Raw genomic sequence first — 17,787 nt, forward strand, 5'->3', positions numbered from 1 at the left:
CTGCGCTCCCGCTTGTTGCCCGGGTTGGTGTGATGGTCACGTCATCATTCCGTGACGACGCGCGGGCGTTCCAGGCGGTGCGCGGCGACGTCGAGCGCATCGGTGTTCGCAACCTTGTGCCGGCGCGCCCACGTCACCAGCACGTAGCCGCGCCCGCTTTCAGGCGGATGGCGCGCGCAGCCACTACATGTCGCTGATGTCCGACCCTGGCCGGCACCTCGAAAGCAAAGAGCCCGCAGCAATGCTGCGGCCTCCTCTTGTCTGCCGGTGCCTCAGCGCTGGTGCACGGTCTCGCCCGGAGCCTTGTCCGGCAGCTTGGTGCCTTCAGAATCAATCTGCAACGGCCCCGTCCCGGAGAACCGGTCCAGCGCGAGGTAGATCACCGGCGTGATAAACAGCGTGATCACCTGCGAGAACAGCAGGCCGCCGACCACGGCCAGGCCCAGCGGCTGGCGCAACTCGGCACCGGCGCCTAAGCCGAGCGCCAGCGGCAGCGCACCCATCACCGCGGCGAAGGTCGTCATCATGATCGGCCGGAAGCGCAGCAGGCACGCCTGCCGGATCGCCTTCGCCGGCGTCATCCCTTGTTCGCGCTGCGCGGCCAGCGCGAAGTCGATCATCATGATCGCGTTCTTCTTGACGATGCCGATCAGCATCAGCACGCCGATCACGGCAATCAGCGACAGCTCGACATTGAAGATGAACAGCGTCAGCAACGCGCCCACCGCCGCCGAAGGCAAACCCGCCAGGATCGTCAGCGGATGAATATAGCTTTCATACAGCACGCCCAGCAGCGTGTAGATCACCGCGATGGCTGCCACCAGCAGCACGATCTGCGTCGCCTGCGACGACTGGAACACCGCCGCGTCGCCGCCCCAGCTGGTGAAGATCGAGCTGGGCATGGCGATCTCCTGCCGGTAGCGGTCGATGCGTGCCGAAGCATCGCCCAGCGCCGCGCCCGGCGCCAGGTTGAACGACACCGTCACCGAAGGCAGCTGCCCCTGGTGGTTGACGGAGATTGGCCCGACCCGGCGCTCGGTGGTGGCGAAGGCTGAGACCGGCACCATCTGGCCGGTCTTGCTGCGCACATAGAGCTTGGAGAACGCGCTCTCGTCGGTGCGGTCGACATCGGCCGCCTGCAGGATCACGTAGTAGTTGTCGATCGGCGTATAGATGGTCGACACCTGCCGCTCGCCGAAGGCCGAGTACAGCGCGGTGCGCACGTCCTGCATCTGCACACCCAGCGCATTGGCCTTGTCGCGGTCGATCGACAGGTGCGCCTCCAGCCCGGACTGCTGCGAATCGCTGGTGACGTCGCGGAAGATCGGATCGGCGCGCATCTTTGCCATCAGCTGGTCGGACGAGTCCTGCAGCTGGCCGGCCTTCACGCTCTGCAATGTGTACTGGTAGCGGCTCTTGCTCTGGCGCCCGCCCAGCTGCAGGTTCTGCACCGGCGCAAAGTACACCGCCAGGCCCGGCACACCGGCAACATCGCGCCGCAGCGACTCGATCACCTTCGGCATCGCTTCGCGCTCGCCGCGCGGCTTCAGTTCGACAAACATGCGCCCGGTGTTGATGGCGGGCGACGGGCCGCCGCCGATGGCGACCACGATGCTCTTGACCGCGGGGTTGGCGCGCATGCGCTCGGCGGCGTCGCGCAGGCGTTCCGCCATGGCGTCGAAGGAGATGTCCTGCGGGCCTTCGGCGTTGACGCGGATCTGGCCGATGTCCTCTTCGGGGAAGAAGCCCTTGGGAATGGTGACGAACAGCACCGCGGTCAGCACGAAGGTCAGGCCCGCGACCGCCAACACGGTGCGGCGGTGCGCCAGGCACCAGTCCAGCCCGCGCGCATAGCGGTGCAGCGTGAACTCGAACAGGTTCTCGAACCACTGCGTGGAGCGCATGCCGAAGGTCTGCTTCTGCACGATGTCGGGCTGCGCCGACGCGTGGTCGCCGTAGGCATGGTGCGATTCATCCACCGGCACGTTCTCGGCCGACAGGAAGCGCGCGCACAGCATCGGGATCAGCGTCAGCGACACCAGCGCCGATACCAGGATCGCCAGCGACACCACCGCGGCAAATTCATGGAACAACAGCCCGATCACGCCCGGCATGAAGAAGATCGGGATAAACACCGCCACCAGCGAGATCGAGATCGACAGGATGGTGAAGCCCATCTCGCGCGAACCCACCAGCGCGGCCTTCAGCGGCGCCACGCCTTCCTCGATATGGCGCACGATGTTCTCGAGCATAACGATGGCGTCGTCCACCACCAGGCCCACCGCCAGGGTGATGGCCAGCAGCGAGACGTTGTCCAGGCTGTAGCCGAAGGCCTTCATCAGCGCCACCGTGCCGATCAGCGAGATCGGCAGCGACACCGTGGGGATCAGCGTGGCGGCGGCGCGGCGCAGGAACAGGAAGATCACCATCACCACCAGCGCCACCGTCAGCGCCAGCGTGAACTGCACGTCGTGGATCGATTCGCGGATCGAGCGCGAGCGGTCGTTGACCACCGACACATTGACCGAGCCCGGCATCTGCTGGATCAGGCGGGGCAGGGCGGCGTTGATCGCATCGACCACTGCCACGGTGTTGGCGTCGGGCTGGCGCAGCACGGCCAGCACAATCGAGCGCTCGTTGTTGAGCCAGCTGCCGGTCTTGATGGTCTCGACGCTGTCCTCGACCTCGGCCACGTCAGAGAGCCGCACCAGCGCGCCGCTGGGCTGGCTGGCGACGATGATGTTGCGGAAGGCGTCGGCGCTGGTCAGCTGCCGGTTGGCCTGGATGGTCAGGGTCTGGCGCGCGCTGTCGAGCGTGCCCACCGGCGTGTTGGCGTTGGCGCGATTGAGCGCCGTGGCCAGCTCGTCTAGCGTCAGGCCGCGCGCGGCGAGCGCATCGGGGTGGGCGCGCACGCGCACGGCAAAGCGCTTCTGCCCGAAGATCTGCACCTGCGCCACCCCCGGCAGCGTGGCCAGCGTGGGCGAGATCAGGTTGTCGCCAAAGGCATTGAGGTCGGCCAGGCTCATCGCCGGCGAGTTGATCGCCAGCAGCAGCACCGGCGCGTCGGCCGGGTTGACCTTGCGGTACGACGGCGGCACCGTCATCTCGATCGGCAGCGAACGCTGGGCGCGGAACAGTGCCGCCTGCACGTCGACGGCCGCGTCGTCGATATTGCGGTCGTTGTTGAATTCGATGGTGATGCTGGAGTTGCCGAGCGTGTTCTGCGAGCTGATCACCGTCACGCCGGGGATGGTCGCGAACTGCTTCTCCAGTTGCGTGGCCACCGACGCCGCCATGGTCTCCGGGCTGGCGCCGGGCAGCGTGGCGGTGACCTGGATCACCGGCGAGTTGAAGCTGGGCAGCGCCGCGATCGGGATGGTCGGATACAGCACGATGCCGGCGACCACCACCGCCAGGCACAGCAGCACCGTCATCACCGGACGGCGGATGCAGAGTTCAGACAGCGTCATGGCTCAGTGCCCCGCGGTGGCAGGGGCCGGACGGGCGGCGGCGGCCGAGGCGCCGGCGGCCGGGGCCTCGCGCACCAGCGCGCCGGGGCGCAGGTTCTGCATGCCTTCCACGACTACGCGGGCGCCGGGTTGCACCCCCTCGACCACGGCGGCGGCGGCAGTGGTGGTCACCACCTGCACCGGCACGCGCGCCACCTTGCTGTCGGGCTGGACCACATAGACAAAGCGGCCTTCGGGGCCGGTCACCACCGCCTGCGGCGGCACCGACAGCGCGCCCTTCAGGGTCTGCACCACGGCGTTGACGTTGGCATAGGTGCCCGGCCACAGCCGCTGCTCCTCATTGTCGAACTGCGCCTTGACGCGGATGGTGCCGTACTGCGGATCGACGGTGTTATCCACAAAGGTGATCCTGCCGGTCACCGGGGTCTTGCTGCCGTCGTTGGGCAGCGCGGTGACCTGCACCGGGCCGGCGTGCAGCGCCTCGCGCAGCGCGCCCAGCTGCCGCTCGGGCAGGCTGAAGGTGACGGCAATCGGCTGCACCTGGGCGATGATGACCATCGGCTGGGTGCTGTTGGGCAGCACCAGCGAACCCGGGAAGGCGTTGATCACGCCGGTGCGGCCGCTGATGGTGGCGCGGATGGCGCCGTAGCTGACCGCCACGCGGCTGGCTTCGATCGCGGCCTGGTCGGCGCGCACGGTGGCGGCAAAACCATCCACCTTGGCCTGGGCGGTGTCGACCGCGCTCCTGGAGATGAAGTTGCGCTGCAGCAGCTCCTGGCTGCGCGCGAGCGTGCGCCGGGCATCGGCCAGGTCGGCCTGGTCGCGCAGCAACTGGGCCTGAGCCTTGGCCAGGTTGGCCTCGTCCATGCGGGTATCGAGCGAGAACAGCAGGTCGCCCGGCCTGACGGTCTGGCCTTCCTTGATATGGACGGTGCGCACGGTGCTGGACACCTGCGGGCGCACCTCGACCGTGGACAGCGCGGTGACATTGCCGTTGGCCGTGACCTGCAGCGGCACGTCGCCCTGCTGCACGCGCGCGGTGGACACCACCACGGCGGCCGGCGCCTTGGGCGCGGGCTTGGGCGCAAACCAGGTACGCCAGGCAAACCAGCCCAGGCCGGCAATGACCAGCACCACGGCCACCACCGCCCACGGCGATACGCGGCCGCGCCCGGTTCCGGTGGCCGCCCTCCAGTTGCTGTCGACGAAGCCCTTGGGCTGGTCGATCCTGTCAGATTTCATATTTGTGTGGACCCTCTGCACCGCGTCTTCGCGCCACTCCCCGTAATCGCCCGGCTGGTTGTGCCCAGATGTTGCCGGTGCGCGTCGCGCAAAGACTCTACTAGTACCGCGCTTCGCCCGCCGGAGCCAGCGCCGCGTATTACAGTCCGTTACAGGGTTGCAAGGGTCTGGTAATGCCCGGCACCGGCAAACGCCGTCCGGGCCACAGGGGAGGCCGGAGATGTGTTTAGCGGGGCGCTTGTATGGTTAGACAAACATTATCAGAAAAGCTGCCGCCGGCCATCGCGGCGCCACTGATTGACGCTGTCGACCGACAGTTCGCGTGGCCCGGCCTGCACAACCACGACATCGCCGGCGCGCACTTCTCCCTTCAGCACCACGCTGAGGTAGACCCCGGAGTAGCCGCTCTGGATCATGTCGCGCACCGCGTGGCGGTAGCCCAGCGCGGCATTGAACTTGTAGCAGGGCTTGCGCGGCGACTCCACCCGCAGCAGGGCCGTGCCCACGCGCACGAGGTCGCCGATCCAGAGTTGGGATTCAAGCAGCCCCTCCAGGGTCAGGTTCTCGCCGATGGCGCCAAACGGCAACGGCGGGCCTGACTCAGGCTGCCCGCACGCGCGGCGGCGCGCGTTCCACCACGGGTAGTGCTCGAAGGGATAGGCGTAGACCGCCTTGTCCAGGCCGCCGTGCACGGTCAGGTCACCCTGTTCGTCGCCGGCCAGGCCCAGCGGCTGCACCTGTACCCGCAACGGGTGCAGCAGGGTACTGACAGGGTGCTTGCGAATGCCCGACAGCACCACCGCCTCGGTGCCAGCCCCCGCGACCACCAGCGGGATGGCCTTGCCCAGGCTTACCGCCAGCACGCGCGCAAGGCCCGGCCGAGGTCTGGATTCGCTCACGTGCGCCCCCGCTTCGTGGTTACCCTTCCGGCTGTGGAAAGGGTTGTGGATAAGCTGCGGATATGCCTGAGGATAACGGGGCGGATAACACTGTGGACAAGTGCTTGGTGCGGTCCCTCACAAGGAAGCCGGCGGCGGGGAGCCGCCTCTGGTTTCAGCCTTGCATCACACCTGCTGCGCCGCCTGCGGCCGCTGCCACTGGCAGCCCAGCGCCCGGGCGCGTTGCGATACCGCCAGCGCCGCCAGCATCAGCGCCGCCGCGCCCCAGTGCAGCATATCGGCGCCGGCCAGCGTATAGATGGCGGCCCCGACCATGGCGCCGGCGGCCTGGCCCAGGTAGATCGATGAAGAATTCAGCGAGATCGACACCGATGCACGCTCCGGCGCCAGCAGCACCAGCCGCGCCTGCTGCGCGCTGTTGGTGGCAAACCCGCCCGCGCCCCACAGCATGAACAGCAACACCAGCGCAACGCTGCCCAACCCGGCCAGCGGCCACAGCACCATGGCCGTGATCGAGGTCAGCAGCGTGACCTGCACGATCCGGCTGGGCGTGACCCGGTCCATGCGCGACGCCGCCATGGCATTGCCGAACACGCCGCAGGCGCCGTAGGCCAGGAACATCAGGCTGAGCGCGCCACCGCTGATGCCGTAAACGTCGCGCATCAGCGGGGCGATATAGGTGAACACGGTGAACATGCCCGCCGACGAGATCATGGTGGTCAGCACCACCAGCATGATCGGCTTGTGGCGCAGCACCGCGCCCCAGGCCTCGCGCCCGGCCGGCGGCACCTTCAGCCCGCGCGGCAGCGCGCGCCAGACCGCCGCCGACACCAGCAGCGCCAGGGCCCCGACCAGCGCCATGCTGACGCGCCAGCCCAGCGTGCTGGAAATCCACGTGCCCAGCGGCACGCCCACCACGCTGGCAATGCTCCAGCCAAGAAACACAAAGCTGATGGCACGCCCGCGCGTCTGTGCGTTGACCAGCAGCGGCAGCGTGGCGGCGGTCTGGGGCGTATAGATGGCCGCGCCGATCGCGGTCAGGAAGCGGATCGCCATCAGCGCCGCAAAGCTGGGCGCAAACGCGGCGGCCAGGTGCATTACCCCGTAGACCAGCAGCGACCCGGCCAGCAGCAGCCGGCGGTCGATGCGCGAGCCCAGCGTGGCAAACAGCGGGGCGCCGATGCAGGTGGCCAGCGCAAACACCGAGATCAGCTGCCCGGCGCTGGCCGCGCCCAGCCCGAAATCGCCGGCAATGTCGTTCAACATGCCGGTAACGATCATCGCACCGGTGCCAATGACGAAGTTGCCGACGCAGAGCGTCACTAGCCTGGGGTCCATGCCGGCCTTGGGAATTGTGGATTGGCGCAGGGGGCGCCTTGTTGTTGTCTGGGCTGCCGCGGGCCCTGGCAGGCCGGGCGGTAAGGGAAGTCCCGAGTGTAGCGGTTTCATGGAATTCGCGTTTCCCGGAGGAAATGCCCGGCCAGATGTGAAACACCCCTGTCCCGCATGGCGGAACAGGGGTGTCGGGGGCGGGCCGTCCGGAGGCAATCCGGCCGCTGGTGACTCAGCGCGTCAGCACCGGCGCCAGCGCCTTCGGGTTGACGATGCAGTCATGGTTGCCGGCCAGCACGTCCAGGATGTTCTGGAACGCGGTGCGGAAGTACAGCTCGTAGCTGTCGCGCTCAACATAGCCCAGGTGCGGCGTGCAGATGCAGTTTTCCATGCGCAGCAGCGCGTGGCCCTGCAGGATCGGCTCGGACTCGAACACGTCGATGGCCGCCATGCCCGGGCGGCCCCGGTTCAGCGCGGTGACCAGCGCGTTCTCTTCCAGCAGTTCGGCACGGCTGGTGTTGACGAACAGCGCCGTGGGCTTCATCCGGGTCAGGTCAGTCATCTTGACGATGCCGCGGGTGTCGTCATTCAGGCGCAGGTGCATCGACAGCACATCGCTGTCGGCAAACAACTGCTCCTTAGATTCGGCCACGCCCAGCCCGTCGGCACGGGCGCCTTCGAGCGACGCCTCGCGGCCCCAGACCAGCACCTTCATGCCAAAGGCGCGGCCGTAGCCAGCCAGCAGCCGGCCGATCTTGCCGTAGCCCCAGATCCCCAGCGTCTGGCCGCGCAGCACCTGCCCAAGGCCGAAATTGGGCGGCATCGTCGTCGATTTCAGCCCCGATTGCTGCCAGGCGCCATGCTTCAGGCTGGCGACGTATTGGGGAATGCGTCGCTGCGCCGCCATGATCAGCGCCCAGGTCAGCTCCGCCGGCGCAACTGGCGAACCCACGCCCTCGAGCACAGCCACGCCACGGTCGGTGGCGGCATCCAGGTCGATATGGCTGCCGGGGCCGGCGCCGACCTTGCCGGTCTGGCTGATCAGCTTCAGTTTGGGCAGTTTTTCCAACAGTTGCCGGGTGATGCGTGTGCGTTCGCGGATCAGAACCACGGCTTCGACGTCTGACAGGCGTGCGGCCAGCTGGCCCACGCCCTTGACGGTGTTGTTGAACACCTTGACGTCGTGCCCCTCCAGCAAGCTGAAGCAAGGCAGCTTGCGCACGGCATCCTGGTAATCGTCGAGTACGGCAATCTTCATCGGCAACTCTGGTTATCTAACGGTCTTGTGCCGGTTGGTGCGCGCGGCCACCGAGCAGCGCGCCGGCCAACAGTATTGTTGAGAAATATCGAAAAACCCGCGCCGGCCGGTGGCGGCGATTGTTGCATAGCAAAAAACAGGGGGGTGCGCCAGTGGTATCCTTGCCCGTTCCGGTGCCGCCGCGGATTGTCGGTCGAGCATTGCTCCCGCCACGCGATCGCACCCGGGCAAAGTCCGGCCAGCCCGCGCAGCCACCCCTGCGCGCGCGAAGCGCAACTGTAGCGCAGCCGCAGGGACCGCCGCGACCTTTTGCATAAACGGGGCCGCCGCGGAGTTGTAACGGGATGTGTCGATCCGAGTGTGACCATCACTCCGGGCGTGTGACGGCCCCATCTGCCCGCTGGCCAGGCTTTGCAAGGATTCCTTCCCTTCCTTCCCCTTTACGAATCTGGAGTCTGCAGTATGAACCACCCCACGATGCAAGGTACGGCGCCCGTCAATGCGCCGGCCTGGGTCAAGCACCCCAAGCTGGTGGCCTGGGTCGCGGAAATCGCCGCCCTGACCAAGCCTGACAATATCTATTGGTGCGACGGCTCCCAGGAAGAATACGACCGCCTGTGCGAGCAGATGGTCGCCGCCGGCACCATGAAGCGGCTGAACCCGGCCAAGCGCAAGAATTCCTTCCTGGCACTGTCGGACCCCTCGGACGTGGCGCGGGTGGAAGATCGCACCTTTATCTGCTCTGAAAAGCAGGAAGACGCCGGCCCCACCAACAACTGGACCGCACCCGCCGAGATGCGCCAGACGCTGAACGGCCTGTTCGACGGCTGCATGCGCGGCCGCACGCTGTATGTGGTGCCGTTCTCGATGGGCCCGCTGGGTTCGCCGATCGCCCATATTGGCGTGGAACTGTCCGATTCGCCGTATGTGGCGGTCAATATGCGCATCATGACGCGCATGGGCCGCGCCGTGTACGACGTGCTGGGCACCAACGGCGAGTTCGTGCCGTGCGTGCACACCGTGGGCAAGCCGCTGGCCGCCGGCGAGCAGGACGTGGCCTGGCCGTGCAATCCGACCAAGTACATCGTCCATTTCCCGGAAACGCGCGAGATCTGGTCGTTCGGCTCCGGCTACGGCGGCAACGCGCTGCTGGGCAAGAAGTGCTTTGCACTGCGCATTGCATCGACCATGGGCCGCGATGAAGGCTGGCTGGCCGAGCACATGCTGATCCTTGGCGTGACCTCGCCCGAGGGCAAGAAATACCACGTCGCCGCCGCGTTCCCGTCGGCCTGCGGCAAGACCAACTTCGCCATGCTGATCCCGCCCAAGGGCTTCGAGGGCTGGAAGGTCACCACCATCGGCGACGACATCGCCTGGATCAAGCCGGGCCAGGACGGCCGCCTGTACGCGATCAACCCGGAAGCCGGCTACTTCGGCGTGGCCCCGGGCACCAGCGAGAAGACCAACTACAACGCGATGGCGACGCTGAAGGAAAACGTCATCTTCACCAACGTGGCGCTGACCGACGACGGCGACGTGTGGTGGGAAGGCATGACCAAGGAAGCGCCGGCGCACCTGATCGACTGGCAGGGCAAGGACTGGACCCCGGAAATCGCCAAGGCCACCGGCGCCAAGGCTGCGCACCCGAACGCCCGCTTCACCGCGCCGGCATCGCAGTGCCCGTCGATCGACGACAACTGGGACAACCCGGCCGGCGTACCCATTGATGCGTTTATCTTCGGCGGCCGCCGCTCGACCACCGTGCCGCTGGTGACCGAGGCCCGCAACTGGACCGAAGGCGTCTACATGGCCGCCACCATGGGTTCGGAAACCACCGCCGCGGCCGCCGGCCAGCAGGGCGTGGTGCGCCGCGACCCGTTCGCCATGCTGCCGTTCTGCGGCTACAACATGAGTGATTACTTCGGCCACTGGCTCGAACTCGGCAAGAAGCTGGAAGCCGCGGGCGCGAAACTGCCGAGGATTTACTGCGTCAACTGGTTCCGCAAGGACGCCGACGGCAACTTCGTGTGGCCAGGCTTCGGCGAGAACATGCGCGTGCTGTCGTGGATGATCGACCGCGTGGAAGGCAAGGGGCAAGCCGCCGAGCATATGTTCGGCACTACCCCGCGCTACCAGGACTTGAACTGGAATGGCGTTGACTTCACACCGGCGCAGTTCGCGCAGGTGACTTCAATCGACCGTGAAGCGTGGCAGCAGGAGCTGGTGCTGCATGATGAGTTGTTCACCAAGCTGCGGCATCGGCTGCCGCAGGCGCTGGCGGATGTGCGGGCGGCGCTGGGCAAGCGGCTGGAAGGCTGATCGCGCCACGGTTCGCGCAGTTCGCAATAAAGACGCCCGTCTCTGCCGAGACGGGCGTTTTTTTTATCCCGCCTCGCTATCCCCCAGCGTCTCCACTGCGTACTTCACCAACCCCGCCCGCCCCTCGATCCCCAGCTTGCGCTTCAGGTTCAGCCGGTGCGTCTCCACCGTGCGCACCGAAACCCCCAGCTGCGCCGCGATCTCCTTGTTGGCCAGGCCCCGCCCGATGCCGCGCAGGATGTCGCGCTCGCGCGGCGTGAGCGCATCGAGCGGCCCTGCGGCGGGGCTCTGCTCGGCCATGCCGCGCGCAATGCGGGCGCTGTAGAAGACCCGTCCGGCCAGCACGGACTGGATCGCCGCCATCAGCTCGTCGGCGGGCGCGTCCTTGAGCACATAGCCGCGCGCACCCGCACGCACCGCCTGGCGCACGTATTCCAGGTTGTCGTGCATCGACACGATCAGCACCGCCAGTTCCGGATAGCGGTCATGCAGCGCCGCGGCCAGGGCAATGCCGCCCATGCCGCGCATGCCGATATCGGTGATGACCAGGTCGGGCAGCTCGGCGGCACCGGCTCGGTCCAGCCACGCCAGCGCGGCCTCGCCGTCGTCGGCTTCACCGACCACGCGCAGGCCGGGCTGCAGCGCCAGATGCATGCGCATTCCGTCGCGCACCAGCGCATGGTCGTCGATCAGTAATACGCGGGCGGGCACTTCGGCGGAGTCGGCTAGCTGGGTCATGACGGCGAGGGTCCTGCTGAAACGGGATCGTGCGCAATGGCCGCGGGCCTGGCCAGCGGCAGTGAAGCGACCAGCTGGGTGCCGCCCATGCCCGAAACGATGTCGAACTGCCCGCACAGCGCGGCGATGCGCTCGCGCAGGTTGCGCAGTCCGATGCCGCGCTGCGGGTCCTCCTGCATGCGCGCCACGTCGAAGCCATGCCCGTCGTCGCGCACGGTGAGGCGCGTGGCATCGGCATCGAAGGCCAGCGCCACCACGACCCGGCGCGCGCCGGCATGGCGCTCGACGTTGGTCAAGGCTTCCTGGGCGATCCGGAACAGCGCCGTGGCCTGCTCGTCGGGCAGTTCGCGCGGGGTGCCGCTCTGAGTCACCGCAATTTCCAGCCCGCTGCCGCCCTGCATCTCGCGCGCCAGGTGCTGCAGCGCGGCGTACAGGCCCAGGTCGTCGAGCAGGGCGGGGCGCAGGTTGCGCGCCACGCGGCGCACTTCATTGAACACGGTATCGAGCCGGTTCAGCGCCATGCCCAGCACCGGCGCCACCGCGGCGCCTTCGGCCGGGGCCAGGCGCAGGCGGTTGGTGGCGGTTTCCAGCACCAGCTTGACCGACACCAGCAGCTGGCTGATGCCGTCGTGCAGCTCGCGCGAGAGCCGGGCGCGCTCTTCTTCCTGCGACTGCACCACGCGCTGCGCCAGCTGGCGCAGCTTGGCGTCGGCCTCGCGGTGCTCGCTGACGTTCAGCGCCAGGCCGCTGGCGGCGACCAGCAGGATGCTGATGCCGGCAATCACGCCGATCCAGGCCATGGTCTGGCGGATATCGGTCTCGGCACGGGCATCGAGCTGGCGCAGCGTGCTTTCCACGTCATCCAGGTAGATGCCGGTGCCCACCATCCAGCCCCATTCGGGCACCGCCACCACATAGCCGAGCTTGGGCGCCAGCTGCTGCGACGAGGGCTTTCTCCACAGGTAGCGCACCGCGCCGCCACCGCCCTTGGCTGCGGCAATCAGTTGCTGGATGGTCAGCGCGCCCTGCGGGTCGCGCAGCGTCCACAGGTCCTGGCCGACCAGTTCGGGCTGGCGCGGGTGCATCAGGTTGCGGCCGTGCAGGTCATACAGGAAGAAATAGCCGTCGGGGCCGTAGTCCAGCCGCGCAAGTGCCTCCATCGCGGCCTGCCGGGTGGCGGCGTCGGTGCGCCCGGAGCGCACCAGCGGCGCGATCGCGCTCTGCGCCAGTTCTACGTAGTGGCGCAGCTCGGTTTCCTTGCTCTGCAGGTAGGCGGCCTCGACCAGCGCGCGTTCATGCTGCGCGAGCTGCGTGGCCTGGAAGCGCACGGCAAGTGCGATGCCCAGCATGGCAACCGCAAGTGGCGCCACGGCTAGCAACAGGATCTTCTGGCGGAGTTTCATACGAGTGCGGGGGGACCGGGGGTAAACACCGATGCCGCGCAGGCGGCATGCCACCGTCGATTTGCGTAGTACTACGCAGAAGTGCTGCGTAGTTACGCGCTTGTGCGGGGTTTGGCGGGTGTCAATACTACACGCCGAACGCGCCGCCGCCCCAGCAGGGCGCATGCGCGGACGCAGCTGGTGCACCGTCCACACCCGGACGGTGCGTCGCCTGCCTGCAAGACGAGATCCGGAAACGACGACACAACCGGGCGCGCAGCAGCTATCCCAGGAGACACCCTCACCGCCGGATTGCCCCCGCTGCCCGCCCTCGGCGCACCCCCGCTGCCGATCCTGCCAGTTGCCTGTTACCAGTCTTTCGCCGCCGCAGGCTATCCATATCCCGGTCTGAGGAGACCCTTCACTATGAATCGCATCGGAGAACACCTGGTGTGGCTGGCTGTCGCCGTCCTTGGCGCGTTTGCCTTCGGCACTGTCGCGCTGGCGCGCGGCGAGGCCGTCAGCGCGCTGTGGATCGTGGTTGCCGCGCTCTGCATCTACCTGATCGCCTACCGCTACTACAGCCGCTTTATCGCCGACAAGGTGATGCAGCTCGATCCCAAACGGATGACGCCCGCGTGGCGCCATAACGACGGCCTGGACTACGTGCCGACCAACAAGGCGGTGCTGTTCGGCCACCACTTCGCCGCCATCGCCGGCGCCGGCCCGCTGGTCGGCCCGGTGCTGGCCGCGCAGATGGGCTATATGCCGGGCATGCTGTGGCTGCTCGCCGGCGTGGTGTTCGCCGGCGCGGTGCAGGACTTCATGGTGCTGTTCATCTCCACGCGCCGCGACGGCCGCTCGCTGGGCGACCTGGTCAAGTCCGAGATGGGCACGATCCCGGGCATGATCGCGCTGTTCGGCTGCTTCATGATCATGGTCATCATCCTGGCGGTGCTGGCGCTGATCGTGGTGAAGGCGCTGGCCGACTCGCCGTGGGGCACGTTCACCGTGGCGGTGACGATCCCGATCGCGCTGTTCATGGGCATCTATACGCGCTATATCCGCCCGGGCCGCATCGGCGAGGTGTCGGTGATCGGCTTCGTGCTGCTGATGCTGGCCATCATCGGCGGCCAGTACGTACACGAGAGCGCCGTGCTGGCGCCGCTGTTCACCTATGACGGCAAGGCGCTGACGTGGATGCTGATCATCTACGGCTTTATCGCCGCCGTGCTGCCAGTGTGGCTGCTGCTGGCGCCGCGCGACTACTTGTCGACCTTCCTGAAGATCGGCACCATCATCGCGCTGGCGGTCGGCATCCTGATCGTCGCCCCGGACCTGAAGATGCCGGCCTTCACGCAGTTCGCGCAAGGCGGCGGACCGGTGTGGTCGGGCAACCTGTTTCCGTTCCTCTTCATCACCATCGCCTGCGGCGCGGTGTCGGGCTTCCACGCGCTGATCTCGTCGGGCACCACGCCCAAGCTGCTGGAGAACGAGACCCACGCGCGCTTTATCGGCTACGGAGCGATGCTGGCTGAATCGTTCGTCGCGATCATGGCACTGGTAGCCGCCTCGGTGATCGAGCCGGGCGTGTACTTCGCCATGAACAGCCCGGCGGCCGTGATCGGCACCACGCCGGAAGCGGTGGCGCACGCGGTCTCGACCTGGGGCTTCGTGATCACGCCTGACGTGCTGGTGCAGACCGCCAAGGACGTCGGCGAAAACACCATCCTCTCGCGCGCCGGCGGCGCGCCGACGCTGGCCGTGGGCATCGCCCATATCCTGCACCAGGTGGTGGGCGGCCAGGCCATGATGGCGTTCTGGTACCACTTCGCCATCCTGTTCGAGGCGCTGTTCATCCTGACCGCCGTCGACGCGGGCACCCGCGCCGGCCGCTTCATGCTGCAGGACCTGCTGGGCAGCTTTATCCCGTCGATGCGCAAGACCGATTCGCTGGTCGCCAACCTGACCGCCACCGCGCTGTGCGTGGCGGCATGGGGTTACTTCCTGTACCAGGGCGTGGTCGATCCGCTGGGCGGCATCAACACGCTGTGGCCGCTGTTCGGCATCTCCAACCAGATGCTCGCCGCGGTGGCGCTGGTGCTGGGCACCTGCGTGCTGGTCAAAATGAAGCGCGGCCAGTACGCCTGGGTCACGCTGGTGCCGACCGTGTGGCTGCTGATCTGCACGCTGACCGCCGGCTGGCAGAAGCTGTTCCATGCCGACCCCAAGGTCAGCTTCCTGACCCACGCCGCCAAGTTCAGCGCCGCCATTGCCGAAGGCAAGGTGCTGGCCCCGGCCAAGTCGATGGAGCAGATGCACCGCATCGTCTTCAACGACTACCTGGACGCCGGCCTGTGCGCGCTGTTCATGCTGGTGGTGCTGTCGATCGTGTTCTACGGCTTCAAGACCGCGCTGCAGGCGCGCGCCGCGAAGCGCCCGACCGACAAGGAAACGCCGTTCGAGCCGCTGCCGGGCGCCGCCTCGGCCCAGTCCTGATACCGGAGCCCGCCATGCTGGAACAACTCGGAACGATGGGACGCTACCTGGGGCAGTCGCTCAGGCTGATGGTCGGGCTGCCCGACTACCAGACCTACGTGGCCCATATGGAAAGCACCCACCCCGACCGCGAGCCGATGAGCTACGAGGAATTCTTCCGCGAGCGCCAGGAGGCACGCTACGGCGGCGGGCAGGGCAAGTGCTGCTGAGCACACGCTGAACGCCGTCCTCCTGCGGGGCCGGCGGCATACAAAGCAGACAGGCGATCACTTGATCGCCTGTCTTTTTATCAAGTGTTGCGTGTTTACCGCGCTTTTGTAATGCACGGATACCGTTTCTGTAGCGGGTTACAGGGCTTTACAGGTAGTTACAGCAAGGGTGCGGCTCCTTCTCTACACTTGCGACACATCATGGCAATTCGAGGAAAAAAGATATGACTCGCCATCCCGTTCGCAATCTGACCATTGCCCTCGCCCTGGCGGCCTGCGCGCTGCCGGCCGTCGCGAGTGACATGAACAACGCCCTGGGCGGCGCACTCGGCGGCGTCGCCGGTGCCGCGGTGGGCGGCGCGCTGGGCGGCAGCACCGGCGCAGTGATCGGTGGTGCAGTGGGCGGCGGCGCCGGTGGCGCAGTGACCTCCAACCGCCGTGAGCGCACCGGTGCCATCATCGGCGGCGCGCTGGGTGGCGGTGCCGGCACCGCAGCTGGCAACGCCATGGGCGGCCGCACCGGTGGCCTGATCGGCGCCGGCCTGGGCGGCGGCGCGGGTGCGGCGCTGGGCGGCAATGTCTCGCGCAGCAACTCGTACGACGATGACCACCGCCGCTATTACAAGAGCAGCTACAAGCGCAAGAAGCACAAGCACCATCGCCACCACTACGACGACTAAGAAGTCGTAGTGGTCAGCAAAACGGGCCGTCATGGCCCGTTTTTCATTTGCGGCGTCTGGCATAATCATTCGCCAGTGCTTGCAAAGCCGCCGGATGCAGAAACAAAGAAGCCCGCAACCGGAACCGGTGCGGGCTTTTTCTCCAATAAAGGCGGAGAGGCTGCAAGGCGCTCCCCCAAGGACCTGTGGAGACCAGGTTTGAAGCAGGCGGGGCCGCACAAGCGGAGGAAGCGGCCCCGGGATCGCGCTGCCAGAGACCGCCGGGGAGGCAGGCCTGAGGCGGCCAGGCGGCCTTACAGCGGCGCGCGATCGGTAGTGGTGTCGTACTTGCCGCCTTCGGTGTAGGTGTCGAACTTGCCGGTGCGGGCGCCATCGACGTACGGATCGAACTTGCCGGTGCGGGCGCCGTCGGTGTACGGATCGAACTTGGCTACCTTGGCGCCGTCGGTGAACACATCGAACTTGCCGTTCTTGGCAAAGGCCGGTGCGGCCGACAGGGCGGCGGCGAGGGTGGCGACAGCGATCAGGGCGTAGCGGTTGGTTTTCATGATTCAGGCTTTCTCTATTGCATGGATGCCTGAGCCGTCACTTCGACGAAAGACTATGTTGCATTGCGGCATCCGATGGCTAGATATTAGGCATTTCCCTCATATCAATAAATATCAGGATCCACAATGATTAGTTTTGATTCGAACAATAAAATAGGCTGATTACGTAAGAATTCAGCGCAGAACCGGGAGACTGTGTCATGGATCGCCTGCAATCGATGCGTGTGTTTTCCAAGGTGGTGGAACTGGGAAGCTTCGCGCGTGCAGCGCAGCAGCTGGAAATGTCCAACGCAGTGGTGACGCGCTACGTGGCCGACCTGGAGAGCCACCTGGGCACGCGCCTGCTCAACCGCACCACCCGCAGCCTGTCGCTGACCGACGCCGGCGAAACCTACCTGCAGCGCTGCCAGCAGATCCTGGAAGACGTGGAAGAAGCCGAAAGCGTGGTCACGGCGCGCAGCCAGTCGCTGTCAGGCACGCTGCGGCTGGTCACCCCGGTGATGTTCGGCCTGCACCTGCTGCCGGAATTGCTGGCGCGCTTCCAGCAGCTGTATCCGGACGTGGTGTTCGACGTGATCCTGTCGGACCGCAACGTCGATATCGTCGAAGAAGGCCGCGACGTGGCCGTGATGCTGTCCGACCTGGGCCTGGGCTCGCACCTGGTGGCGCGCCCGCTGCTGTCGGCCGAAGTGATCCTGTGCGCATCGCCGGGCTATGTGGCGGCGCACGCGCCGATCCGCCATGCCCATGAACTCAGCCACCACCGCTGCATTGCCATGCGCCTGCCCAGCGCCGAGCACGAATGGACGCTGCTGGGCCCGGAAGGCGAGGTGACCGTGCCGATCCGCTCGGGGCTGCTGTGCAGCAATGCCGAGCTGGCCCACCAGGCGGCGCTGGCCGACATGGGCGTGGCCATGCTGTCGTCCTACCTGGCGCGTCCCAATATCGAATCCGGCAAGCTGGTGCATGTGCTGCCGCAATACCAGCTGCCGCGGCGCGATGTCAGCGTGGTCTACCCGAGCCGCAAGTTCTTGCCGACCAAGGTGCGCGCCTTTATCGACTTCCTGCTCGAAGAAGGGCAGGTACGCGGCAAGGAAGCGCAGCCGGCGCCAGCCGCCAGCCACGGCACGCAAGCCGTGCGCACCTGAGCGGCTACCTAGGCCGATCCACCCAAAGCAAAACGCCCGGCGATGCCGGGCGTTTTGCCGTGA

Annotated in this window: 13 protein-coding genes; 5 read left to right on the top strand and 8 right to left on the bottom strand. The window is 66.9% G+C overall.

Annotation, left to right across the window (positions count from 1 at the left end; all coding sequences use genetic code 11):
* Positions 1 to 272: 272 nt before the first annotated feature.
* The 5 genes from I6H87_RS07210 to I6H87_RS07230 all read right to left on the bottom strand — a co-directional run bounded on the left by I6H87_RS07210 (position 273) and on the right by I6H87_RS07230 (position 8,201).
* Complete coding sequence (locus I6H87_RS07210) at positions 273 to 3,470, bottom strand: efflux RND transporter permease subunit (protein ID WP_011616273.1); 3,198 nt, start codon at positions 3,468 to 3,470, stop codon at positions 273 to 275.
* Between the two features lie 3 nt (positions 3,471 to 3,473).
* On the bottom strand, positions 3,474 to 4,712 hold the full coding sequence (locus tag I6H87_RS07215) for an efflux RND transporter periplasmic adaptor subunit (protein ID WP_010811341.1): 1,239 nt from the start codon (positions 4,710 to 4,712) through the stop codon (positions 3,474 to 3,476).
* Between the two features lie 260 nt (positions 4,713 to 4,972).
* Positions 4,973 to 5,611: an MOSC domain-containing protein gene (locus I6H87_RS07220; protein ID WP_011616272.1), complete on the bottom strand. Its 639-nt coding sequence runs from the start codon at positions 5,609 to 5,611 to the stop codon at positions 4,973 to 4,975.
* A gap of 165 nt (positions 5,612 to 5,776) precedes the next feature.
* Complete coding sequence (locus I6H87_RS07225) at positions 5,777 to 6,949, bottom strand: MFS transporter (protein WP_011616271.1); 1,173 nt, start codon at positions 6,947 to 6,949, stop codon at positions 5,777 to 5,779.
* A gap of 226 nt (positions 6,950 to 7,175) precedes the next feature.
* Positions 7,176 to 8,201, bottom strand: a complete 1,026-nt coding sequence (locus I6H87_RS07230; RefSeq protein WP_010811338.1) for a D-2-hydroxyacid dehydrogenase family protein — start codon at positions 8,199 to 8,201, stop codon at positions 7,176 to 7,178.
* Positions 8,202 to 8,663: 462 nt separating this feature from the next.
* On the opposite strand from I6H87_RS07230, the gene I6H87_RS07235 reads away from it, so the two are divergent.
* A complete protein-coding gene (locus I6H87_RS07235; RefSeq protein ID WP_011616270.1) occupies positions 8,664 to 10,520 on the top strand; it encodes a phosphoenolpyruvate carboxykinase (GTP) in 1,857 nt (618 codons plus the stop codon).
* A 63-nt stretch (positions 10,521 to 10,583) separates the two neighbouring features.
* Here the strand turns inward: I6H87_RS07235 and I6H87_RS07240 are convergent, their stop codons facing one another.
* Positions 10,584 to 11,258 (bottom strand): response regulator, encoded by a 675-nt coding sequence (locus I6H87_RS07240; protein ID WP_010811336.1) that lies wholly within the window; start codon positions 11,256 to 11,258, stop codon positions 10,584 to 10,586.
* Positions 11,255 to 12,661, bottom strand: a complete 1,407-nt coding sequence (locus I6H87_RS07245; RefSeq protein WP_010811335.1) for a cache domain-containing protein — start codon at positions 12,659 to 12,661, stop codon at positions 11,255 to 11,257. Before I6H87_RS07245 ends, I6H87_RS07240 begins: the two co-directional genes overlap by 4 nt.
* Positions 12,662 to 13,066: 405 nt before the next feature.
* On the opposite strand from I6H87_RS07245, the gene I6H87_RS07250 reads away from it, so the two are divergent.
* The 3 genes from I6H87_RS07250 (at position 13,067) to I6H87_RS07260 (ending at position 16,028) form a co-directional block, all read left to right on the top strand.
* Entirely contained in the window at positions 13,067 to 15,139 is a 2,073-nt protein-coding gene (locus I6H87_RS07250; RefSeq protein WP_010811334.1) for a carbon starvation CstA family protein, read from the top strand.
* Between the two features lie 14 nt (positions 15,140 to 15,153).
* The gene (locus I6H87_RS07255; protein WP_010811333.1) at positions 15,154 to 15,348 is read left to right on the top strand and encodes a YbdD/YjiX family protein; all 195 of its coding nucleotides are present in this window, start codon (positions 15,154 to 15,156) and stop codon (positions 15,346 to 15,348) included.
* Between the two features lie 224 nt (positions 15,349 to 15,572).
* Positions 15,573 to 16,028, top strand: a complete 456-nt coding sequence (locus I6H87_RS07260; RefSeq protein WP_010811332.1) for a YMGG-like glycine zipper-containing protein — start codon at positions 15,573 to 15,575, stop codon at positions 16,026 to 16,028.
* Between the two features lie 293 nt (positions 16,029 to 16,321).
* Here I6H87_RS07260 and I6H87_RS07265 read toward each other — a convergent pair whose 3' ends face one another.
* Positions 16,322 to 16,576 (bottom strand): hypothetical protein, encoded by a 255-nt coding sequence (locus tag I6H87_RS07265; protein WP_010811331.1) that lies wholly within the window; start codon positions 16,574 to 16,576, stop codon positions 16,322 to 16,324.
* Between the two features lie 200 nt (positions 16,577 to 16,776).
* Between I6H87_RS07265 and I6H87_RS07270 the strand changes: the two genes are divergently transcribed.
* Positions 16,777 to 17,724: a LysR family transcriptional regulator gene (locus I6H87_RS07270; protein WP_011616269.1), complete on the top strand. Its 948-nt coding sequence runs from the start codon at positions 16,777 to 16,779 to the stop codon at positions 17,722 to 17,724.
* The last annotated feature ends 63 nt before the right edge of the window (positions 17,725 to 17,787 follow it).

The organism is Cupriavidus necator, from assembly GCF_016127575.1.
In the GTDB taxonomy this organism is placed as follows: Bacteria; Pseudomonadota; Gammaproteobacteria; order Burkholderiales; family Burkholderiaceae; genus Cupriavidus; species Cupriavidus necator_D.